This is a genomic window from Mucilaginibacter sp. OK283 (assembly GCF_900110415.1).
Lineage (GTDB): Bacteria > Bacteroidota > Bacteroidia > Sphingobacteriales > Sphingobacteriaceae > Mucilaginibacter.
In genome coordinates this window covers 590,705-612,097 of record NZ_FODR01000001.1, presented here as the reverse complement: position 1 = coordinate 612,097, position 21,393 = coordinate 590,705, and the positions used below count along the sequence as shown (strand labels likewise).

Below are 21,393 nucleotides of genomic sequence, written 5' to 3'. Positions count from 1 at the left end.
ATAATATGTTTAACAATAAAAACATTAAAATGGAAACAATGAAATTACGGGTGGCTTTCTATATCGGGCTATTAGCAATAATGGTAACCGGCTGCAAGCAGGAAACACTCAATAAAGCTACCATAACCAATAATAATGCCCCCGGCGTTGTTAGCAACGTACAGGTACAAAACCAAAACGGCGCAGCCAGCTTAACATACACGCTGCCCGGCGATCCCGACCTTTTTTATGTAAGAGCTGTTTATGAAATAGCTCCCGGTAAAACACGCGAAGTAGTGGCATCGCACTATACCAACACATTAACTGTTGACGGCTTTGGCGATACGCTGGCCCACGTAGTAAAACTATATGCTGTAAACTCGAGCGAAAAGGCATCAGCCCCGGTTACTGTTACCGTTAACCCGCTAACACCACCCTTCATCCTGGCCTTCCGGTCGCTTAAAGTAACGGCTACTTTTGGAGGCTTTAATGTAACCTGCGATAACTCTACCAAAGACAATCTGGCTATTGTACCAATGGTTGATACAGCTAATAATGGTTTATTTGTGCAGCCAAAAGGAATGGACAACATTTACAGCAACAGCGTTTTAATTAAAGCAGCTGTAAGAGGGCAGCCGGCTGTTGAAAGGAAATACGCGTTTTTTGTAAGAGACAGGTTTTTAAACCGCTCCGACACTTTGTTTTTAACCCTTACACCATTTTACGAAGAGCAGTTTTCAAAATCCGATTGGTCGCCTTATGTATTGCCTGGCGACGCTACCAACCTGTATTCATATACCGATCTTACTAAAATTTGGGATGGTAATTTTACCGGCGGCTGGCCAAATTGCTTGTTTACCGTTGAAAGCGCCAGCAGCCCGCAAATGGTAACGTTTGATTTAGGCAAGCAACGAATATTGAGCCGTTTTATAATGAACCCGTTCCTGGAGATTGGTAATGTATACTACGTAAGAGGTAACTTAAAAGATTTTGAAATATGGGGATCAAACACACCTAATGTAAACGGTGCCTTAGATGGTTCATGGACCAAACTGTTAACCTGCAATATTGTAAAACCATCCGGGTCGCCATCAGGTACCGAAACAGCTGCCGATTACAAATATGCACATGATGGCTGGGGCTTTGATTTTCCGGCGGGGATAAGCGCATACCGGTATATCAGGATCAGGAGCCTGCACAACTGGACAGGATCATACTTTATGAGTATCAGTGAATTTACCCTATTTGGAAAGTAGTAAATGTTTGCAAACATTTTTTCAATTAAATTTTGATTATGAAACATTATAAAAAAGCATCATACCTCCTTTTAGTGTTAACGGCATTTATTATGAGCGCCTGCACTAAAATGGATGATTACAAAAAGAAATACGAGCCCAACGGCCCGATCATATACCCGGGCAAGCTCGACTCGGTACAGGTTTTTTCGGGCAAAAACCGGGTGCTATTAACCGGGCTTTTTACATCCGATCCTAAAATTGTTAAGTACACGGTGTATTGGAACAGCAAGCAGGATTCGATAGTTACACCCGTAACCCGTACATCGGGCGTTGACACCGCAAGGCTATATATCCCCGGCTTACCAGAGGGTGTAATGACCTTCGAGATTCGCACGTATGATAACGCCGGGCATATATCTATACCGGTTACCTTAGCCGGAAACGTATATGGCAGCCTGTACCAAAGCTCGCTCATTAACCGCGGCATAGCCAAGGCTGAGTTACAAAATGATGGATCGGCCCTGATTAACTGGGCCGATGTTAATGCCGACGACGGCTTGATTTCGATGGAGATTAAGTACACCGATGCTGCCAGCAAACAGCATGATACCTTAATAACATCAGTGCCAACAGGCTTAAGCACATCCCTGCCTAAATTTAAAGCAGGGAGCTCTATTAGCTACCGCACAGCCTTTAAGCCAAACAAAACGGCTATTGATACTTTTTATGTAGATTATCAAACCCACAGTGTAAAGGCCGAGGTAACCAGCATTTATTTATCAAACGTAAGCAGCCCCTTTCAAAGGGCTACCTTTGACGGAAGGTGGGGTACCCTTGCCGCGCCATGGATTACAAATGCAGCCGCCAAAAACAAAGATAATGGCGTTAACGGTGGCTATAGTTCAGATGCCGGTGGCGTTATTAACTGGGAAACCTGGAACAATACACCTGTTGTAAATGGTATCCTTTATCAGCCTACCTCTTCGGCCTTACCTGCCGGAAATTATATTGTTTCATTTGATGCATATTCAGAAGTTCAATCTAATTCAACGGTTTATTGTGTAGCGGCAGCAGGCGGCAACGGCCTCCCGGTACTTGCAAACCTATCTACAGCATTAGGTTATGTGGGTATGTATAACAGCGCCAACGTAGGCGCAACAAGCCCAAGTTCAAGGGAAACAAGAAGTTTTACGTTTACACTTACCAGCCCCCAGGTTGTATCAATCGGATTTTTAGGAAACATTGTAGGCAACGGCAACCCCGGCAACTATTTCCAGGTATTTAGTATCAAATTATATAAAAACTAACCCCTGGTTTTTATTCAAAGTGAAGCCGTCTCATAAGTAATTATGGGGCGGCTTTTTGTTTATTTAAATTTAAGATGAAGGGAAAACCGGGTCTCTGTAAAACCCCAGCGGCAAATTTAATCAACACCTTGCTTATTGAATTTTACACGTATATTTATATACCCCTTAAATAACTGTTTATCTTTTATTTACACCTTAACCACCTTACCATGGAAACTAAACGCGACTGGCTGGATTATGTAGATATCATTGTTAAAATACTGGGAGGGACCATTCTTGTTGGTGTGCTATCTGTTTTAGACAGCACAAATAAACTTAAACAGCAGGAGATAGATAATTCATTAAAATATGGCGAGTTTACCAAATCGTTAATGCAGGATTTGCTTACACAGGATTCATCTCATTTAAAAAGCGATGTCGCCCTTATTACCTTAAACCGTACCATCGGGGAGCGCGATCCCAAATTAATTGCAGATTTAGGCGCAAGGATAATTGAAAATTTTTTGGAAGATAAAGTACAAAGCGACCGGAGTACCATGCGCACCATAGTTGCCATTGTTAAAGAACGCGATACCGCTACCTACAATGCCGTTAAAGTTTTGATTGACGACTATAACAGCAGGGCAGCCGTTGTAACGCCAATAAAAAACGAAATGTCGGTTAAGGACACGCAGAGCATTGTACAAAACATTACCGATAAATCATGGGCCAAACTAACGCTTATACCCGCAAAAGCTACCGTTTTTATCCAGGTGAACAACCGCAATGACAACACCCTTGCGTTGGCTGGGAATTTACAAAAAGAATTAAATGACAAGGGTTTTAATGCTCCCGGGATTGAGGCCATTACAAAATTCCCGTTTCAAAACTCCATCCGGTATTTTTATGCTTCGGATGAAAACGCCGCAAAACAAGTTCAGGCCTATGTGCAAAGCATTTTGAAACTAAACATTAAAATACAAAAGGTAAATAATTACAAAACGCGAAACGGCCTTATTGAACTTTGGGTAAACTTGAATTAGGCTGCTTTGTATTCAAGCATTTTCTTGCCAGTGAGGGGCCATCTTTTGGGGTAATAAATTTAAAAGACCATTCCAGGCCACAACGCCAGAAAAAATAAGCAAATCACTTTTGCGCCACTGCCATCTTTGTGCGGAAATCTCTTAACTCAACAGCATTGTAGAAGCCCACGGGCGAACGAAGAGCAGCCATGAATCATGATCTATCAACTATAAGCCAAAAAAACTATTTCAGCAAGTGATAAACAATAAAACTGGCCGAGTATGCCAGCACCGTCATATAAGCAAATTGCGCCGCGGGCCAGCGCCAGTTTTTGGTTTCGCGGTATACCACGGCCACTGTACTGGCGCATTGCATGGCGAAGGCATAAAACATCATCAGTGAAAAAGCCACGGCCAAAGTAAATACAGGTTTGCCTGTATCGGGGTTGGTGGCGCTATGCATTTTTTGCTGAACAGATTCCATCTTATCTGCGTCGCCTTCTACGCTGTAAATAGTGGCCATGGTGCCCACAAAAACCTCGCGGGCGGCAAAGGAGCTGATGAGGGCTATCCCTATTTTCCAATCAAACCCTAAGGGCTTAATAACGGGTTCAATTACGTGGCCAAAAACGCCGGCATAGGAGCTTTCCAGTTTCTCGGATGCGATAACTTTACTCAGGCTATCGGGTGTCATGGTTTTGGTATACCGGGGCTGGCTGTAGGTTTTATCTATTTGCGCAAATTTATCGCCGGGGCCGTATGACTTTAATACCCATAATATAATAGATACCGCTATGATCACTTTACCAGCCTGCAGCACAAACGTTTTAGACCTGTCATACATCGTAAACGCCACATTCTTCCACCTGGGCATGCGGTAAACGGGCAGCTCCATAATAAAATAGCCGCGTTCGCGGGCCTTCAGTATAAATTTCATGACAAAGGCAACAGTAATAGCCGAGACGATACTGAGCAGGTACATAGCTGTTAACGCCAGGCCTTGCAGGTTAAAAAGCCACCAAACGTTACGGTTGGGTACCACAAGGGCAATCAATAACGTATAAACCGGTAAGCGGGCCGAGCAGGCTACCAATGGCGTAACCATGATGGTAATCATCCTGTCTTTCCAGTTTTCGATATTACGGGTGCTCATAATTGATGGCACGGCGCAGGCAAAGCCACCAATAAGTGGCACTACCGATTTTCCGTTAAGCCCAACTTTACGCATCACTTTATCCATCATAAACGTAACACGCGACATGTAGCCCGTATCTTCCAATATCGATATCAGCGCAAACAAAATGGCTATCTGGGGTACAAAAACCAACACGCCGCTTAGGCCGGCCAATACGCCATCAACCAATAAACTAACCAGCGGACCAGCCGGCAACACCTTGCTTATGGAGTTTTGCATCCACAAAAACAAATCGCCGATGAGTTCCTGCGGATAAGCCGACCAGGAAAATATAGCCTGGAAGATGAACAACAGTATGGCAAAAAATATAATAAAGCCGAATATTTTGTGCGTTAATACTTTATCTATTTTATTGCTTACCGTTTCGTCATGGGCTGTTTCCGGCTTTTTAACTGTATCGTATAGCAAATCATTTATAAAATTATACCTGGCAATGGTTTCAGTAGCCTGGGCTTTTTGCGAATGGAAAGAGTGCTCTTTTTCCAGCTGTTCAACACGCTCACTTTCCCGGGTAGTTAAAAAACCAAGCGTTTCGTGCTGGTGGGCCAGCTGCAGGGCAAAATATGGATTATCTATTTTGTACTCGTTTTGTATTTGCGCTATAAGTCCGGGAGCAATAGCTTGTACATCAATGGTATCTTGCTGCAGGGCAACTTTATTGGCGTAAGCGATAGTTGTTTTAAGCTGATCAATCCCTTTTATTTTACGGGCCGATATAGGCACCACAGGTACGCCCAACTTCTGTGCAAACAGGTTTACGTCAATTTTAATACCCGCTTTTTCGGATACATCAATCATGTTGAGGGCAACTACAACCGGAATTTTAAGATCGGCTATCTGGGTATACAGCAGCAGGTTGCGTTTAAGGTTGGATGCATCCAGGATCACCACAATTAAGTCGGGCACCATGTCTTTGGCTTTATCGGCCAAAACAGAAAATACAATAGATTCGTCTTTACTTTTGGGGTAGATGCTGTAGGTGCCGGGCAAATCGATGATTTCGGCGGTACGGCCATCGGGCAGCAGGCAAAAACCTGTTTTTTTGTCGACCGTAATCCCTGGAAAATTTCCTATTTTTTGATTAAGACCGGTTAAAATATTAAACAGAGTTGATTTACCGGTGTTTGGGTTTCCTACAAGCGCAACTCTTATATCGGCTTTCAATGCTTACAAAAACTACTGCAAAATAATAGTGGAGGCCTCAAATTTACGAAGGCTTAACTGGTAGCCCGAAACGTGAATAGCTATAGGGTCGCCAAGGGGCGCTATGCGCGAAATTTTAATTTCTTCACCCGGTAAACATCCCATTTCCATCAATTTAACCGACATTTCAAGGTCGGTAAATTCTTTAACAATTCCTGTTTCGCCTACTTCAAGTTGTGAAAGTGTCATCGTATAAAATTAACCTGAGCAAATGTAAGCTTATTTATATTAAATCCAAATAAAGCGAAGCTTTTGATGTGCAAATTTCAGATTTCAAATGTGCAGATGACGAAAAATGATTTATTAAGATGAATGTTGCTTAAATCAGAGTTTAAGAATTTTGAATCAACAAACAGATACCTGCCCATCAATCAACTGTCCCATCATTTGCACATTTGAAATCTGCATATCTGCACATCCTTTTTCTTCTGCAAATTTGATTTTTCCAAACGTTGGGCAACCGCATCCTTTTTTGAAGATACCACATGATGAAAAACCAACGAGCAGGACTGCCGCTCCTATAATGATTAGTTTACTTTTTTTCATTACCCATTGCACTTACTGTCAGCATAACACCAAAAATACCCATACATATACCCAGCCCGTCGCAAAAGAAATCGCTCCATTCGGCGCTGCGCCATGTAAAAAACTTCCATTGCAATATTTCAATTAAGCCACCAAAGGCAATCGCGACTATAATTATTATTAACGCTCGTGTATACGATAATTTCCTTGGGTTTTGTTGCCTTATTGCTCCATTGCAATACAATACAACCAATGTAAAAAACAAACCGGTGTGCGTAAGCTTATCAAAGCCCTTAAAAAACATAGGTGAGTCGCCTGCCGCCCCCATGTTGACGGAGCAAATTATCAAAATAAATAAGGCCCACAATATTGCGGGCCCGTGATATTTTAGTGTTGCTTTCATTAAGCGCCAACAACAGATTTATAGTCGCCGGCAGATAAAAGGCTTTCAAGTTCCGAAGCATCGGCAACTGTTATTTTCACCATCCAGCCTTCGCCGTAAGGATCAGAGTTTACCAGGTCGGGCTGGTTGTTAAGGGCAGGGTTAATTTCGGTAACCGTACCCGTAACAGGCATAAACAGGTCTGATACTGTTTTTACAGCTTCAACGGTGCCAAAAACAGCATCTTTAGCAACTTCTTTCCCTAAGGATGCAATGTCAACATAAACAATATCGCCAAGCTCGCTTTGCGCAAATTCGGTAATGCCAATTGTAGCTTCATTGCCTTCAACTTTTATCCACTCGTGGTCTTTAGTGTACTTTAATTCAGCGGGAAAATTCATGTTGTTAAATTTTATGTGCCCAAAAATAATAAAAATTAGGCTATAGCAATAATTAAAGATTTATTGGGAGGCAGAAGTATTAAGTCGAAAGTTTTTAGTCGTAAGTCTCGGGTATGATTTTCCTGCTTTCGACTTTGGGCTTAAGACTTCCGACTAAATACTACCTAATAATTCCGGCAGTATCGTTAAAGGGTCAACCGTATACCCGGTTACTATTTCTCGCTGTAATCCGTCACCTGGGCACTTAGGATTTTTATTCGGTCGAGTATAGAAGTATCGGCATTTTTGCGGTATAGGTCAAGGAGTTTATTAACCCGGCTCTTATCCGCGTTTTTAATAAGTTTTTGAGCCATTAACTGGCTAATAGCATTTAGCACACGGTATTCTACGTGTTTCCAGGTTACCTGGTCTGCGTACTGCAGCAAACGATCAAGGTCGCCGGGTTCGGGTTTGGCGATGATCAGCGTTGCAAGCGCCACAATAAGCCCCTGGTTAAAGGATGTAGCGTTGAGCTCCAGGATCTCATCCTTGGTAATCTTATTGGTTAATGCATAAGCAGCCATGTTGCCCGCGCTGGCATTTTTCAGGCGCACACGGGTACCATAATCACCAGACTGGATATTCATATAGGCATCTGCCTGCGCCTTAAGGTTGTCAAGGTTGGCTTGTTTATCGCCTGCAACCGTGGCCGGCGCGTTCTGAATGAGCGACTGGGTGAGCATAGACTGCCCGGCTTCTACGTTTTCAATTTTTGCCTGTGCTGTATCAATTTGATTTTTTAGTTCGGTTAGGGTAGCAGCCTTATCTACCTCCCTGAATTCGGCAGCCAGGTAAAGGCGGGTAACCAGGTAACCAAACAAAAAGCCAACCACAAAGTAGCCTATAACAAGCCCGTATGCAAAAGCCATAGCAGTGGGCGCTTCGGTTTTACCTGCTTCATTAAGGCCCGTGGCAAAGGCCTGCGCTATGCCTTTTAAATAGGGTGGAATTTTGGTGAGCTTTACCAGCCCCAAACCAACTATTATTTTGGTAAGCCAATCTGATATATCAGAAAGATTGGTATTAACTTGCTGGCGGTAATTTTCGGTACCAGCGGGCGTGCCGGCATTTTGCACTACCTTGGGGACGCCGAAAAGGAACCCAACGAAACCGCCGCTAATAGTACAGGCGATAATCCACTCAACCGCCGTCATGGCCGCCTGCACATTATGCGCCCAAATAAGCGCACTTATAAACCCAAGCCCAAAAAATGTTGAACAAAAATAAAGTACCGGTAATATTTTTTCACGTTGTCTTTGGTCTCTTTCGATGATGGCGCGATCCATAATTGCAGGGCTTTAGATTTAATTGACTAAGTAAATTTAGTCGCTCCCGGGTGAATATTGCCACGTAAAACTACGTTATCACAAAGGTATTTTTACGGATTATACGCTCAAAACACTACACTATCTCATTGAAAATCAGAGCAAATGTGGTTAAATCCCTGATACCGATACCGCACCGGCAATAACCGTTGTTTAATCAAAACAGAACGATTTTGCTTTGAATGCTCATGATTTAAACTGCATAGTCAAAACCATATTTTATAACAGGCATCCACCCCTGTTAAATCAAAAAAGCCCTGTTCCATCATCCGGAACAGGGCTTTCATTAATTAAATAAAATAATTTTATTTCAGTGTAAAACCTGTTTTTCCCATTGTACTGCCATCAGCATAAAGCAAAACGGTGTATGTGCCTTTTACAAACGGAGGCGTTGGGTTAACCCAATCAATGGTATACTCGGTGCCATCATCTTTAAAATCGATGGATGTTTTGTATGTGTATTGCAGATCAGCGTTATCGGCGCTAAAAGTACCGCCATCGGGCGCGGTTATCAGGTTGCCGGTAGGGTCAATAATGCGCACGTAAATATCGTGCATAGTTTTATTGGCCAATGTATTGCTGGCAACTGTAAAATTAATCTTTATCTTTTTGGCAGGCCCGGCACGGGTTACGTCAACCTCTTTACCGCTCCCCTTTATTTTATAGGCCACAATATTTGATGTGGCCAGCTTTAAGGCCTGGGCCACTTTTACCTTGGCATCCAAATCCTGGTTTTGCTTGGTAAGGGTATCTGCTTTTTTTGATACCGTGGCCAGGTTGTTCTTCAGCGTATCCCGCTCTGTTGTGAGCGTGGCATTCTGTTTATGCAGCTCTTCAATATCGGCAGTGTATTTGGTTACAAAATAACGCAGTTGTTTAACATCTTCTTCGGCTTTTACCAACTCGGCCTTAGTAAGCTTACCCTTGGCCAATTGCACTCTTAAAACTTTAATTTTTTCTTTTAATGAGTCATTTTTGGCTATCATTTCGGCCGACATTTTGGCCTTTCCAGCATTTACCAACTCAACCTGGTGTTCAAGGCTATCCAGGTCTGCTTTTAATTTGGTTTGTTCGTCCTGTTGGGTAACTATCCGCACGTCCGACTTATTTTTCTGCAGGTACAAATACACATCAGTACCTAACAAAGCCAAAACCACCACAATCAGAAAATAAATTACGTTTGAATTTTTCTTAGGTGGTTGCCCATATTGATTTTCCATAGCAATTAATTATTTAAAGTTTAAATACAGTTTAAAACGGCTGGTGTTTTAAAAATTTACCGTTTAACCGGGGTGTTAATGTACAAGCATATTCATATTAATTGATATTACATGCTTTTATTGCAATGTTAACTGTTTTTTTTGTGGTTAACTCTTTAGCGATATTAAACGTAAAAAGGTTAAAAATATGATTTTCAAAAAAATGCAGGTTGAAAAATGTATTGGTGACGGCTAAAATTAAGCACAAAATGCCAAAAACACAACATGCAAGCAAATTTTATAAGTTATAATAAAACACCTGCAATGTGAGTTTTATATCTTTGCAGCTTTAATAAATCGGCTTTAATGCATATATCCCGCTATATTTTACTATTGATATTTACCCTGTTTATTATAACAAGCGTTAGTGCGCAGCCGGCCGAACCGGCTAATGCCCCGGCCGCTGTTAAAACCCAACCCAAGCGCGAATTCAGGGGCGTTTGGATAGCTACTGTTGTCAATATCGACTGGCCAACAAGTACCAAACTTACCATGGAAAAGCAAAAGCAGCAATTGCTGGATATCCTGAATTCGCACCAGGAAACCGGGATTAATGCCATTATGCTACAGGTAAGGCCCGCCGCCGATGCCCTTTATGCCAAAGGCCGCGAACCATGGTCAAAATATTTAACCGGCAGGCAAGGCCAAAATCCGGGTTACGATCCGCTGGAATTTGCCATTACCGAAGCCCACAAACGCGGCATGGAACTGCATGCCTGGTTTAACCCGTACAGGGCTACTTTTGATGGCAATTTTGCTTTGCTAAGCCCGCAGCATATTACCCGTATAAAACCAGACTGGTTTTTTACTTATGGGGGCATCAAAACTTTTAACCCCGGCCTGCCCGAAGTGCGCGACTATATTGTGCAGGTAATATTAGATGTGGTAGACAATTATGACATAGACGGTGTACACATGGACGATTATTTTTATCCATACCCCATTGCCGGCCAAAAAATAAACGATGAGGGTACCTATGCCAAATACGGGCAAGGGTTTGATAATATAAAAGACTGGCGCCGCCACAATGTTGACCTCCTGATAAAGATGATTGCCGACAGTGTACACGCGCATGATCCTAACATTAAATTCGGCATCAGCCCCTTTGGCATCTGGGCCAATAAGTCACAAAATGACGAGGGATCTGAAACCAATGGCGGCTCATCCTATTACGAAAACTACGCCGACTCGCGCAAATGGATGGAAGAAGGTTGGATTGATTATATAAACCCGCAGCTATACTGGCCAATTGGCAACCGGGCTGCCGCTTTTGATAAATTATTAAGCTGGTGGAGCGATAATACCTATGGCAGGCATCTTTATATAGGCCAGGCCGCCTACCGTATTAACGAACGTAAAACCCTGGCCTTTAAAAACCCAGACCAGCTGCCCAACCAGATAACCCTCATCAGGAATAACCCGCGGGTGCAGGGTAGTGTGTATTTTAGTTCCAGTTCGCTTACAAATAACCCCCTGGGCATAACCGATTCGTTGCGGGATAATTATTACCGGTACCCTGCCCTCCCACCGGTAATGCTCTGGCGCGATTCGATAGCGCCCAATCCGCCTCAAAACGTTACGGCCCGCCCGGGCTTAAAAGGTGGCGTAGCTGTAAGGTGGCAAGCCCCGGCACTGGCTAAAGACGAAGAGCCTGTTTACGGCTACGTGATATACCGTTTTGATAACGAGAAAATAAATATCGACGATCCGAAAAATATTCTCAAAATTCAATACAATGCCAATCCCGCTTATGATGATACTGCCGTACAAAAAGGAAAAACCTATTTTTATGTAGTAACGGCGCTTGACAGGATGAAGAACGAAAGTGAGCGGTCGCCAACCATAGCGGTCACGGTGCCGTAGGAGTAAGCCTAATGTCATTAGGTAAAAAAAGTAAGCACAAATAATATAGAATAACGAATTTCCAACATCGAAGTTTTCCTTCATTATTCGATATTGGACATTCAGTGTTCGATATTAAAATCGTTGTTAATTTGATAACATTGCGGGCACACCGGCGGATTAATTGATGAACTGCTTTTGACTAAGCCGTTCAAGATAAATATCTATCTCGCTATCGCCCATGCCATATATTTTTTCTGCCGACCAAAATACATTGTACATTTCGAGCTTGGTTTTTACACCGCTGTTATAAATGTCAAGCAGTTTTTGTTCAATGTGATTTAGGCCGTTTGCATTTAGCCGTAAGCGTTTTAAATGCGCAAGTAGCGCAGGCTTCAACAGGTGTAACGCGCCCCAGAAGGAATTTCCATTAAGCCATTGTTCCAATTCATCGGCATTGCCGTTAACGTATAAAGGCCAGGCTTCGGCCGCCAGCTCGAATTCCCAGTCGCTCAATTGTTCGCGGCTGTCATACAGGTCTTCCAGCTGATCGCCGCTTAACTGGCCAATGCCTCTAAAATCGTCGATGCCGGGAAAATCGCCGGGGCAAATCAGGAATACAGCAGGCGCCGACATATTGGTTTGCTGGTTAAGTATGCACATTACTCCCAACAGGTTTACCTGGCAATGCAGGTCGAACTCAAACCAAAGGTTAACCTCATCATACTGGCCGTTTAGTTTACCCAGTTCGTCAATCACCTTATGCTGATATTCTTCTTCCGGCTCGTTAAAAGTTTTCTTGATCCACCTGGATCGATTGCTCCAGAAAGTGCCCGACGAGATGTTTTCCTGCAATGGACCTTCGGATAAAACCTCGCGCCAAACCATTACATCGCCATCAAGGCCGGTTTGGTTAAAGCTATGCAGCGTTGAATCGCCGTTAAGGATATGAAGAATGTTACTCATAGTAGCCTGATTATATACAAAACAACAGGTTTTGTTATGGATTGATGCGTTTTTTTGAAAATATTTTTGTTGCCATGTTGATTAAAGCGTTCAATAGATTTTTGAAATTTTTGGTTGGGAATATTTGATTAAATTAGCCCCACCCAAACCCTCCCCGGAAGGGAGGGCTTAATAAAAACTAAAAGACTAACTAAAAGTCTCCCCTACCGGGGGAGATTTAGAGGGGGCCTATGCAACTAACCATTCCATCTATATCCAACTTACCCCAGGCAGCCCGGGCTATTATTGAGCATGCCGGCAATAACCGTATTTTTTTATTTTACGGCGATATGGGCGCGGGTAAAACCACACTGATCAAAGAATTATGCAAGGCGCTGGATACCACTGATAATATCAGCAGCCCTACATTTTCTATCGTTAACGAGTACCATACCGCAAAAGATAAAATTTATCACTTTGATTTTTATCGCCTTAAAAATCAAACCGAAGCGCTGGATATGGGCTATGAAGAATATTTTTACGGGGGCGCCTACTGCTTTATTGAATGGCCGGAAAAAATCCCAGACCTGTTGCCCCCACATTATTCAAACATAACCATTAAGGTGTTGGACGATGGCGCAAGGCAGGTCGGCGTCGAAAATATTTAGTTTCAGGATACATCCTTTTTTCTTATCTTCATCAGCCAGAAAAAAAACATATACATGAGTTCAGGGAAATACAGTGGGTTTTCGGATGTTGCCAAACAGGCCATGATGCAACCCCAGGAATCAATGCTGGAGGTTAAAACCAAAAAGAATCAATTATTTATTGGCATTCCCAAGGAAATTTCCTTCCAGGAAAACAGGATTCCGCTTACCCCCCTTTCAGTTGCGTTGTTGGTTAATAACGGGCACCAGGTAATGCTGGAAAGCAATGCCGGGCAGGCAGCCAATTTTAGCGATAAGGATTACAGCGAGCAGGGTGCACTGATTGTTTATGATACCAAAGCAGTTTACGAGGCCGATATCATCATTAAAATTGCACCGCCTATGGTGCAGGAAATTGAAATGATGAAACATGGCCAGATCCTGATCTCGGCCTTGCAATTGGCTACCCTTAAAGCCGATAGTCTGCATGCTCTCATGAAAAAAAATGTTACCGCCCTGTGTTTTGAGCATTTGCTTGATGAAGGCGGCTCGTTAACCGTGGTAAGGGCCATGAGCGAAATAGTTGGGGCCACATCAATACTGATAGCCGCAGAATATTTAAGCAATGTTTTTGAGGGTAAAGGCCTGATGCTGGGAGGCATTACCGGTGTACCGCCCACCGAAATTGTAATATTAGGCGCGGGCACCGTTGGCGAATATGCCGCGCGCACAGCCATATCATTAGGTGCCGAAGTAAAGGTTTTTGATTCATCAATATACAAACTGCGGCGCCTGCAAAACAACATTGGCGCAAGGGTATTCACTTCGGTGGTGCAGCCTATCGTGTTAGAAAAAGCCATTACCACCTGTGATGTGGCCATTGGCGCCATCCGCGCCGAGGATGGCCGCAGCCCGTGTATCATATCCGAAGCAACAGTAAGCCGCATGAAACGAGATTCGGTTATCATCGATGTGAGTATTGACCAGGGAGGGTGTTTTGAAACCTCGGAGGTTACCAACCATACGCACCCCGTTTTCCGCAAATACGATGTTATCCATTATTGCGTGCCCAACATCGCCTCGAGGGTTGCCCGTACTGCAACCTATGCCCTCACCAATATTTTTGCCCCCATTTTGCTGGATATAGGCGAGCAGGGCGGTATTAAAAACGTGATATGGCAAAAATCGGGCGTACGTAACGCGGTATACATTTACCAGGGGCAGCTCACCAATAAGTACATTGGCGAGCGGTTTTCAATTCCATGTAAAGATCTTGACCTGCTCATCGTATCGCACAGGTAATAGTATGATGCGTTATTGCCTGCTTGTTTTTGTTTTACTTAGCCTCAATGCCGGTGCCCAGCGTTATAAGTATATTGACAGCGCCCGCGTTTGCGGCATTGCAGGGTATAAAGCACAGGTGAGGTCCGATTCAAATAAGCGCCTGGTTGAAATTACAAAATACGTCCCGGCTATAAAACTGGATATCCGCTATGCCACAACCAACAACTTTATGCATCGGGTTATGTACAGGCAAGCTAAGGCATACGCAAGGCTGCCGGTTGTAAAAGCTTTAAAGGATATTCAGGCTGATTTAAAAACACGGGGACTTGGCCTAAAAATATTTGATGCTTACCGGCCATATTCGGTCACGGTGGCATTTTACGAAACCACGCCCGATACCAATTTTGTCGCCAACCCCAAATTCGGCTCCAAACACAACCGTGGCTGCGCTATCGACCTTACATTGATTGACCTTAAAACAGGAAAAGAACTGGATATGCCTACAGGCTTTGATAGTTTCAGCAAAAAGGCGTCGGCTAATTACGCCGGTTCAACACCACAACAAATGGCTAATCGCGAGTTACTTAAAACAATTATGCACGCACATGGCTTTACGATATTACCCACCGAGTGGTGGCATTATGATTTTGACGGGTGGCGCAATTATCAACTGGCCGATATTCCGTTTAGGGCATTATAAATTTAACCGGAATTAATTTAAAGCGACAAAGGCATTATAATTGCTCGCCAATCGCAGGAGGGCAATAAAATGATTAATATGGTAAACATGAAAGTTATCAGCAAAGAATATTTAAAACAGCTTTGGAAAGTATTAATAGCTACCTTCAAGGGTTTTGCAAGTGATAACGGGCTAAAACTAAGCGCCTCGCTGGCTTATTACACTGTTTTTTCCATAGCGCCGCTGCTAATCATTATAATATCAGTAGCCGGCCTTGTTTTTGGCCAGGATGCAGCTACTGACAGGCTTTATCCCCAAATAGCCCATTATGTTGGTTCGGGGCCTGCATTGCAAATTCAGGATGCACTAAAGCACCTGGCGCTCTCGGGCAAATCGGGCCTGGCTGTGGTAATTGGCACAGTTACCTTATTATTGGGTGCCAGCAGTATTTTTATCGAGATACAGGATTCATTAAATACCATCTGGCGGGTAAAAGCCAAACCTAAAAGTGGTTGGGTCCAATTGCTTAAAAATCGTTTTGTATCTTTTTCGTTAATTATAAGCCTGGGGTTTTTACTGTTGGCAACGCTTACAATAAACCTCGTACTTGATGCTTTAAAGGGAAGGATAGCACATTTTTTTCCAATTGTAACAGGGTTTCTGCTGAAAGGGGTCAACCTCGCGCTCACCCTTATTGTGATAACTACCTTGTTTGGCATTATCTTCAAGTTTTTACCAGATGTAAAGATTAAATGGAAAGATGTGCGCACCGGTGCTTTTTTTACCGCATTGTTATTTATGCTGGGCCAATACCTGATCAGCTTATACATCCAATACACCGCCCAGGGCTCGGCTTACGGCGCAGCCGGGTCCATAATAGTTATCCTGGTTTGGATATACTATACATCTGCCATACTATACATTGGTGCCGAATTTACGCAGGTATATGCCGAGGCCATCGGCAGCCACATTGAACCAGCAGATTACGCGGTATCGGTACAGCAAACAGAGGTAGAACGCCATGTAAAAAGCTTACCACCCCAAAACCCGCAATTGCAGGGGCATTTGAAAAAGGAAGAAAGTAGTAAGTAGTTAAGGACAGTAGCAAGTAGTTAGTATCAAGTAGCAAGATTTTGACTTCCGGATTGATTCGATATGCGCAGCCATCTGATACCTCCCTTCACAATATATTCACCAATTCTTCGTATATTCGTGTATTAATTTATTAATAAAAAAATGGAAATTAAAGATCCTGGATTCGAATACAAAAATGTAATCCAAATAACAGAACAAGACGCATCGCGTAAATTTATAGCCAATGTATTTTTATGGATGTTTGTGGCTTTGGGCATATCTGCCATTTGCGCCTATGTGTTTTCTCAAAACCAAGCCTTATATCAAATGCTTAGGGACCCGGAAACCGGCCGTAATACAGGTTTAGGCACATTAGTAATGTTTGCTCCGCTTGCATTTGTTTTAATCATTTCTTTTGGCTTTCAGCGCCTTTCATATGCTGTGGCGGCCTTGCTATTTGTAGCATTCTCGGCGGTAATGGGTATCAGCTTAAGCTATATACTCATAGTTTACACCACCGGCTCGGTAATCGGCGTATTTGTGACAACCTCGGTTGTTTTCGGCATCATGGCGATAGCAGGTTATACTACGAATACCGATTTAACAAAATTCGGCTCGCTAATGATGATGGGCCTGATAGGTATCATCGTTGCTTCGTTATTTAACATGTTTATAGGCAGCACCCAATTGGAATACATTATTAGCTATATCGGCATTGCGGTATTTGTTGGCTTAACCGCCTATGATGTGCAAAAATTAAAACGTATTGGTGCCGGCCTTGAATATGGCGATGCTTCTGCGGGAAAAATGGCACTATTGGGCGGCTTAACCTTATATCTTGATTTCATCAACCTTTTCCTGATGATCCTGCGTTTATTTGGCAGAAGAAGATAATAAGCAACCAATATTTATTATTTAGAAGCTGCCCCGCAAAGGCAGCTTTTTTTGTACACATAAATTTACTTAGCGTACATATAGCCGGGCATATAAACTATTGCATTTTACGGCTTTATTATGCACCTTTGCAGTGCTTATGGAGAAAGACGGAGGGATTAGACCCTGCGATGTCTTAGCAACCTGTGCTTCACAAGGTGCTACATTCTACCCGGCCGGCTAAACAGCCCCTGGAAAGATAAGCGAAAGTCAATTGAACACCCGACTTTTCGATGTAAGCTTTTTTTATAGTTGGCAGTTTTGAGTTTGCAGTTTGCAGTGTTTCGTTCTTGATTTGAACAATCACCACAATTTGTAATTTTCATCTGCCTGCTGCAAACTGGCTACTGCCAACTGACAACAATGGACATTAGAAAAGAATTAGAAAAACGCATCCTTGTAATTGACGGGGCAATGGGTACCATGATACAGCGGTACCAGCTTACCGAAAAGGATTTTCGTGGGGAAAGGTTTAAGAATCACCATAGTGACCTGCAGGGGAATAATGACCTTTTGAATATTACGCGCCCGGATATCATCAAGGCCATCCACGCTGAGTATTTGAATGCCGGCGCCGATATTATTGAGACCAATACATTCAGCACACAGATAATTTCGCTGGCCGATTATAAGCTGGAAGAGCTGGCCTACGAATTAAGTTACGAAGGCGCTCGCATAGCCCGCGAAGTGGCCGACGAATACAACCAAAAAAATCCATCAAAGCCGCGTTTTGTAGCAGGTGCTATTGGGCCAACCAACCGTACCGCTTCCCTGTCGCCAGATGTTAACGACCCAGGCTACCGTGCCGTTACCTTTGATGATTTGGCCAATGCTTATTATGACCAGGTACGTGGTTTGGTAGATGGCGGATCGGATTTATTATTGGTTGAAACCATCTTTGATACACTGAATGCGAAAGCGGCCTTGTTCGCTATCAATAAATACGCCCAGGAGTCGGGCAAGCATCTGCCTATCATGATCTCGGGTACTATTACCGATGCCTCTGGTCGTACCCTTTCCGGGCAAACAGTAGAGGCTTTCTGGAATTCTATCCGTCATGCCAACCTGTTATCGGTAGGTTTAAACTGCGCTTTGGGGGCTAAGGAAATGAGGCCGCATTTGGCCGAACTTTCTGAAAAAGCAGATGTGTTTATATCGGCATATCCTAACGCCGGTTTACCTAATGAGTTTGGCCAGTACGACGAAACCGCGCATGAAACCGCGCACCAGGTTGATGATTTTATTAAAGCCGGGTTGGTTAATATTGTGGGCGGTTGTTGTGGCACCACGCCCGAGCACATCAAATGCATAGCCGAAAAGGCAGCCAAATACCCTCCAAGACTTATCCCCGAAATTGAACCCGACCTGCGCCTGAGCGGGCTGGAAGCGGTTACCATAAAACCCGATAGCATTTTTGTAAACGTGGGCGAGCGTACCAATATCACCGGGTCGCCAAAATTCTCGAAACTTATTTTAGCCGAAGATTATGAAGCTGCTTTAGCTGTTGCCTTGCAACAGGTAGAGGGCGGTGCGCAGGTCATAGACATTAACATGGATGAAGGCATGATTGATTCGGAAGCGGTAATGGTGAAATTCCTGAACCTGGTAGCATCCGAACCCGATATTGCCAAACTGCCCATCATGATCGATTCATCAAAGTGGACGGTTATTGAGGCTGGTTTAAAATGCATCCAGGGTAAGGGTATCGTAAACTCCATCTCGCTTAAAGAGGGCGAAGAAAAATTTATAGAGCAGGCCCGCAAAATCCTTAGCTATGGTGCAGCCACGGTTGTAATGGCCTTTGACGAAACCGGCCAGGCCGATTCGTTACAACGCCGTATTGAGATATGTAAAAGATCGTATGGTATACTGGTTAATGTGGTGGGGTTCCCTCCGCAGGACATCATCTTCGACCCCAACATCCTAACCGTTGCAACAGGTTTGGAGGAGCATAACAATTACGCGGTTGATTTTATTGAAGCCACCCGCTGGATAAAACAAAACCTGCCGCATGCCAAAGTGAGCGGCGGGGTAAGTAATATCTCCTTCTCGTTCAGGGGGAATAATGTAGTGCGTGAAGCCATGCACTCCGCATTTTTGTACCACGCCATTGGCGCCGGTATGGATATGGGTATCGTAAACGCCGGCATGCTGGAGGTTTACCAGGAAATAGACAAAACCCTGCTTGAGCTGGTAGAAGATGTGCTGCTTAACCGCCGCGATGACGCTACCGAACGCCTTGTTGAATACGCCGATACTATAAAAAGTAAAGGCAAAGAGGTAGTGCGCGATGAAGAATGGCGCAAAGGAACCGTACAGGAAAGATTATCGCATGCGCTTGTAAAAGGCATTATTGAATACCTGGATGACGATGTGGAAGAAGCACGCCAAACTTACAGCAAACCGCTGGAAGTAATAGAAGGCCCGCTGATGGACGGCATGAACATAGTGGGCGATTTATTTGGCGCCGGCAAAATGTTTTTGCCACAGGTAGTAAAATCGGCCCGGGTTATGAAAAAGGCGGTGGCTTACCTGCTGCCATTTATCGAACTGGAAAAGCAACGTGTTATTGATGCCGGCGAAGACAGTAGCGGCAGCCGTGCCAATGCCGGTAAAATATTGATGGCTACCGTAAAAGGCGATGTGCACGATATTGGTAAAAACATTGTAGGTGTCGTATTGGCTTGTAACAACTTCGAGGTTATTGACCTGGGCGTAATGGTACCAGCACAACGCATTATTGAAGAAGCTAAAAAACAAAATGTAGATATCATCGGCCTTAGTGGCTTGATCACCCCATCACTGGATGAGATGGTCCATTTTGCTAAAGAAATGGAGCGCGAAGGTTTTACCATTCCGCTGATTATTGGCGGGGCTACTACCTCGCGTATTCACGCGGCCGTTAAGGTCGATCCGCATTACTCGGGCGCCGCAATCCACGTGTTGGATGCATCGCGCAGTGTTACTGTATGCAGCAGCCTGATGAACCGCGACGGCCGTGATGCCTATATTCAAGGGATCAAGGAAGAGTATGCCAAATCGCGCGAAGCGCATTTGAATAAAAAATCGGACAAGCGTTTTGTTACCATCGACCAGGCAAGGCAGGCCCGCTTCCAGATCAGTTTGGATGGTGATGTAGCACCAAAACCAACGTTTACAGGCACCAAAGTATTTGAGTCATATCCACTGGAAGAATTAGTTCCATATATCGACTGGACACCATTTTTCCACACCTGGGAGTTGCGGGGCAGCTATCCTAAGATATTTGCCGATAAGTTTGTAGGCGATGAAGCCAAGAAGCTTTTTGACGATGCACAGGTACTGTTAAACAAAATAGTAAAAGAAAAATTGCTGCATGCCAATGGTGTTATCGGTTTTTGGACGGCCAATAGTGTTGGGGACGATATTGAATTGTACACTGATGAGAGCCGCACAACTTTATTAACCCGCATTCATACCCTGCGCCAACAGGCCGAAAAGGTTAAAGGCGACCCGTATTATGCACTATCAGATTTTATCGCACCAAAAGAAAGCGGAGTGCCCGACTATTTTGGCGGCTTTGCCGTAACCACCGGCATTGGTTGCGACGAACTGGTTGCCGAATTTGAAGCCGATAATGACGATTATAACAGCATCATGGCCAAAGCCCTTGCCGACCGCCTTGCCGAGGCCTTTGCCGAAAAAATGCACGAACTGGTACGTAAAGAATACTGGGGCTACAGCAAGGGCGAACAACTAAGCACCGACGATTTAATCAAAGAGGAATATCAAGGCATCCGCCCGGCCCCAGGCTATCCTGCCTGCCCGGACCATACCGAGAAAACTACTTTGTTTGAGTTGCTAAAAGCAGAAGATAACGCCAAAATGCACCTAACGGAGAGTTTAGCGATGACACCGGCGGCATCTGTTAGCGGGTTCTATTTCGCGCATCCGCAGGCCAGGTATTTTGGGCTGGGTAAGATAAGTAAGGACCAGATTGAGGATTATGCTTTGCGAAAAAAACTTCCTTTAGAAGAGGTTGAACGCTGGTTAGGTCCAAACATTAATTATTGATAGTAACAAACAAACCGTCATTGCGAGGTACGAAGCAATCCCCAACTATACAGGGCGGATTTGCAAATCGGGGATTGCTTCG

General features: G+C 43.9%; 18 protein-coding genes and 1 riboswitch. Of the genes, 10 read left to right on the top strand and 8 right to left on the bottom strand.

Annotated features, from left to right (window positions below; genetic code table 11):
• Positions 1-29: 29 nt before the first annotated feature.
• The 3 genes from BMX56_RS02635 (at position 30) to BMX56_RS02625 (ending at position 3,546) form a co-directional block, all read left to right on the top strand.
• Positions 30-1,235, top strand: coding sequence for a DUF5000 domain-containing lipoprotein (locus tag BMX56_RS02635; RefSeq protein WP_090640280.1), 1,206 nt, complete (start codon positions 30-32; stop codon positions 1,233-1,235).
• A gap of 38 nt (positions 1,236-1,273) precedes the next feature.
• Positions 1,274-2,524 carry a DUF4998 domain-containing protein gene (locus BMX56_RS02630; RefSeq protein WP_090640275.1) on the top strand — a complete coding sequence of 417 codons (1,251 nt, stop codon included), beginning with the start codon at positions 1,274-1,276 and terminating at the stop codon, positions 2,522-2,524.
• 209 nt (positions 2,525-2,733) lie between these two features.
• Positions 2,734-3,546 carry a hypothetical protein gene (locus BMX56_RS02625; protein WP_090640272.1) on the top strand — a complete coding sequence of 271 codons (813 nt, stop codon included), beginning with the start codon at positions 2,734-2,736 and terminating at the stop codon, positions 3,544-3,546.
• 223 nt (positions 3,547-3,769) lie between these two features.
• Here the strand turns inward: BMX56_RS02625 and feoB are convergent, their stop codons facing one another.
• The 7 genes from feoB to BMX56_RS02590 form a co-directional block, all read right to left on the bottom strand.
• Positions 3,770-5,884 carry a ferrous iron transport protein B gene (gene feoB / locus BMX56_RS02620; protein WP_090640269.1) on the bottom strand — a complete coding sequence of 705 codons (2,115 nt, stop codon included), beginning with the start codon at positions 5,882-5,884 and terminating at the stop codon, positions 3,770-3,772.
• A gap of 12 nt (positions 5,885-5,896) precedes the next feature.
• Complete coding sequence (locus BMX56_RS02615; protein ID WP_090640265.1) at positions 5,897-6,112, bottom strand: FeoA family protein; 216 nt, start codon at positions 6,110-6,112, stop codon at positions 5,897-5,899.
• Positions 6,113-6,268: 156 nt separating this feature from the next.
• A complete protein-coding gene (locus BMX56_RS02610; RefSeq protein ID WP_090640261.1) occupies positions 6,269-6,469 on the bottom strand; it encodes a hypothetical protein in 201 nt (66 codons plus the stop codon).
• A complete protein-coding gene (locus tag BMX56_RS02605; RefSeq protein ID WP_090640258.1) occupies positions 6,456-6,851 on the bottom strand; it encodes a VanZ family protein in 396 nt (131 codons plus the stop codon). Before BMX56_RS02605 ends, BMX56_RS02610 begins: the two co-directional genes overlap by 14 nt.
• Positions 6,851-7,231 carry a glycine cleavage system protein GcvH gene (gene gcvH / locus BMX56_RS02600; RefSeq protein WP_090640254.1) on the bottom strand — a complete coding sequence of 127 codons (381 nt, stop codon included), beginning with the start codon at positions 7,229-7,231 and terminating at the stop codon, positions 6,851-6,853. Before gcvH ends, BMX56_RS02605 begins: the two co-directional genes overlap by 1 nt.
• A 212-nt stretch (positions 7,232-7,443) precedes the next feature.
• Positions 7,444-8,556: a hypothetical protein gene (locus BMX56_RS02595; protein WP_090640251.1), complete on the bottom strand. Its 1,113-nt coding sequence runs from the start codon at positions 8,554-8,556 to the stop codon at positions 7,444-7,446.
• Positions 8,557-8,900: 344 nt separating this feature from the next.
• The gene (locus BMX56_RS02590; RefSeq protein ID WP_090640247.1) at positions 8,901-9,815 is read right to left on the bottom strand and encodes a hypothetical protein; all 915 of its coding nucleotides are present in this window, start codon (positions 9,813-9,815) and stop codon (positions 8,901-8,903) included.
• A gap of 345 nt (positions 9,816-10,160) precedes the next feature.
• On the opposite strand from BMX56_RS02590, the gene BMX56_RS02585 reads away from it, so the two are divergent.
• Entirely contained in the window at positions 10,161-11,717 is a 1,557-nt protein-coding gene (locus BMX56_RS02585) for a glycoside hydrolase family 10-like protein (RefSeq protein ID WP_090640244.1), read from the top strand.
• 159 nt (positions 11,718-11,876) lie between these two features.
• Here the strand turns inward: BMX56_RS02585 and BMX56_RS02580 are convergent, their stop codons facing one another.
• Positions 11,877-12,662 (bottom strand): DUF1835 domain-containing protein, encoded by a 786-nt coding sequence (locus BMX56_RS02580; protein ID WP_090640240.1) that lies wholly within the window; start codon positions 12,660-12,662, stop codon positions 11,877-11,879.
• Positions 12,663-12,892: 230 nt separating this feature from the next.
• Here BMX56_RS02580 and tsaE point away from each other — a divergent pair, with 230 nt between their 5' ends.
• The 6 genes from tsaE to metH all read left to right on the top strand — a co-directional run bounded on the left by tsaE (position 12,893) and on the right by metH (position 21,311).
• The gene (gene tsaE / locus BMX56_RS02575; protein WP_090640237.1) at positions 12,893-13,309 is read left to right on the top strand and encodes a tRNA (adenosine(37)-N6)-threonylcarbamoyltransferase complex ATPase subunit type 1 TsaE; all 417 of its coding nucleotides are present in this window, start codon (positions 12,893-12,895) and stop codon (positions 13,307-13,309) included.
• 54 nt (positions 13,310-13,363) lie between these two features.
• Entirely contained in the window at positions 13,364-14,590 is a 1,227-nt protein-coding gene (locus BMX56_RS02570; protein WP_090640234.1) for an alanine dehydrogenase, read from the top strand.
• A 4-nt stretch (positions 14,591-14,594) separates the two neighbouring features.
• A complete protein-coding gene (locus BMX56_RS02565) occupies positions 14,595-15,272 on the top strand; it encodes a M15 family metallopeptidase (RefSeq protein ID WP_255369751.1) in 678 nt (225 codons plus the stop codon).
• An 87-nt stretch (positions 15,273-15,359) separates the two neighbouring features.
• Complete coding sequence (locus BMX56_RS02560) at positions 15,360-16,343, top strand: YihY/virulence factor BrkB family protein (RefSeq protein ID WP_090641627.1); 984 nt, start codon at positions 15,360-15,362, stop codon at positions 16,341-16,343.
• A gap of 144 nt (positions 16,344-16,487) precedes the next feature.
• A complete protein-coding gene (locus BMX56_RS02555; protein WP_090640232.1) occupies positions 16,488-17,219 on the top strand; it encodes a Bax inhibitor-1/YccA family protein in 732 nt (243 codons plus the stop codon).
• Positions 17,220-17,353: 134 nt separating this feature from the next.
• Positions 17,354-17,464, top strand: a riboswitch (SAM riboswitch).
• A gap of 157 nt (positions 17,465-17,621) precedes the next feature.
• Positions 17,622-21,311 carry a methionine synthase gene (gene metH, locus BMX56_RS02550; protein ID WP_090640229.1) on the top strand — a complete coding sequence of 1,230 codons (3,690 nt, stop codon included), beginning with the start codon at positions 17,622-17,624 and terminating at the stop codon, positions 21,309-21,311.
• Positions 21,312-21,393: the final 82 nt, after the last annotated feature.

Bases quoted from the DNA above. Each gene is read 5' to 3' on its own strand.
- BMX56_RS02560 (WP_090641627.1), top strand. From the start codon at position 15,360: ATGAAAGTTATCAGCAAAGAATATTTAAAACAGCTTTGGAAAGTATTA.
- BMX56_RS02595 (WP_090640251.1), bottom strand. From the start codon at position 8,556: ATGGATCGCGCCATCATCGAAAGAGACCAAAGACAACGTGAAAAAATA.
- tsaE (WP_090640237.1), top strand. From the start codon at position 12,893: ATGCAACTAACCATTCCATCTATATCCAACTTACCCCAGGCAGCCCGG.
- BMX56_RS02580 (WP_090640240.1), bottom strand. From the start codon at position 12,662: ATGAGTAACATTCTTCATATCCTTAACGGCGATTCAACGCTGCATAGC.
- BMX56_RS02555 (WP_090640232.1), top strand. From the start codon at position 16,488: ATGGAAATTAAAGATCCTGGATTCGAATACAAAAATGTAATCCAAATA.
- BMX56_RS02590 (WP_090640247.1), bottom strand. From the start codon at position 9,815: ATGGAAAATCAATATGGGCAACCACCTAAGAAAAATTCAAACGTAATT.
- BMX56_RS02585 (WP_090640244.1), top strand. From the start codon at position 10,161: ATGCATATATCCCGCTATATTTTACTATTGATATTTACCCTGTTTATT.
- BMX56_RS02565 (WP_255369751.1), top strand. From the start codon at position 14,595: ATGATGCGTTATTGCCTGCTTGTTTTTGTTTTACTTAGCCTCAATGCC.
- BMX56_RS02615 (WP_090640265.1), bottom strand. From the start codon at position 6,112: ATGACACTTTCACAACTTGAAGTAGGCGAAACAGGAATTGTTAAAGAA.
- BMX56_RS02625 (WP_090640272.1), top strand. From the start codon at position 2,734: ATGGAAACTAAACGCGACTGGCTGGATTATGTAGATATCATTGTTAAA.
- BMX56_RS02605 (WP_090640258.1), bottom strand. From the start codon at position 6,851: ATGAAAGCAACACTAAAATATCACGGGCCCGCAATATTGTGGGCCTTA.
- BMX56_RS02635 (WP_090640280.1), top strand. From the start codon at position 30: ATGGAAACAATGAAATTACGGGTGGCTTTCTATATCGGGCTATTAGCA.
- BMX56_RS02570 (WP_090640234.1), top strand. From the start codon at position 13,364: ATGAGTTCAGGGAAATACAGTGGGTTTTCGGATGTTGCCAAACAGGCC.
- gcvH (WP_090640254.1), bottom strand. From the start codon at position 7,231: ATGAATTTTCCCGCTGAATTAAAGTACACTAAAGACCACGAGTGGATA.
- metH (WP_090640229.1), top strand. From the start codon at position 17,622: ATGGACATTAGAAAAGAATTAGAAAAACGCATCCTTGTAATTGACGGG.
- BMX56_RS02630 (WP_090640275.1), top strand. From the start codon at position 1,274: ATGAAACATTATAAAAAAGCATCATACCTCCTTTTAGTGTTAACGGCA.
- BMX56_RS02610 (WP_090640261.1), bottom strand. From the start codon at position 6,469: ATGAAAAAAAGTAAACTAATCATTATAGGAGCGGCAGTCCTGCTCGTT.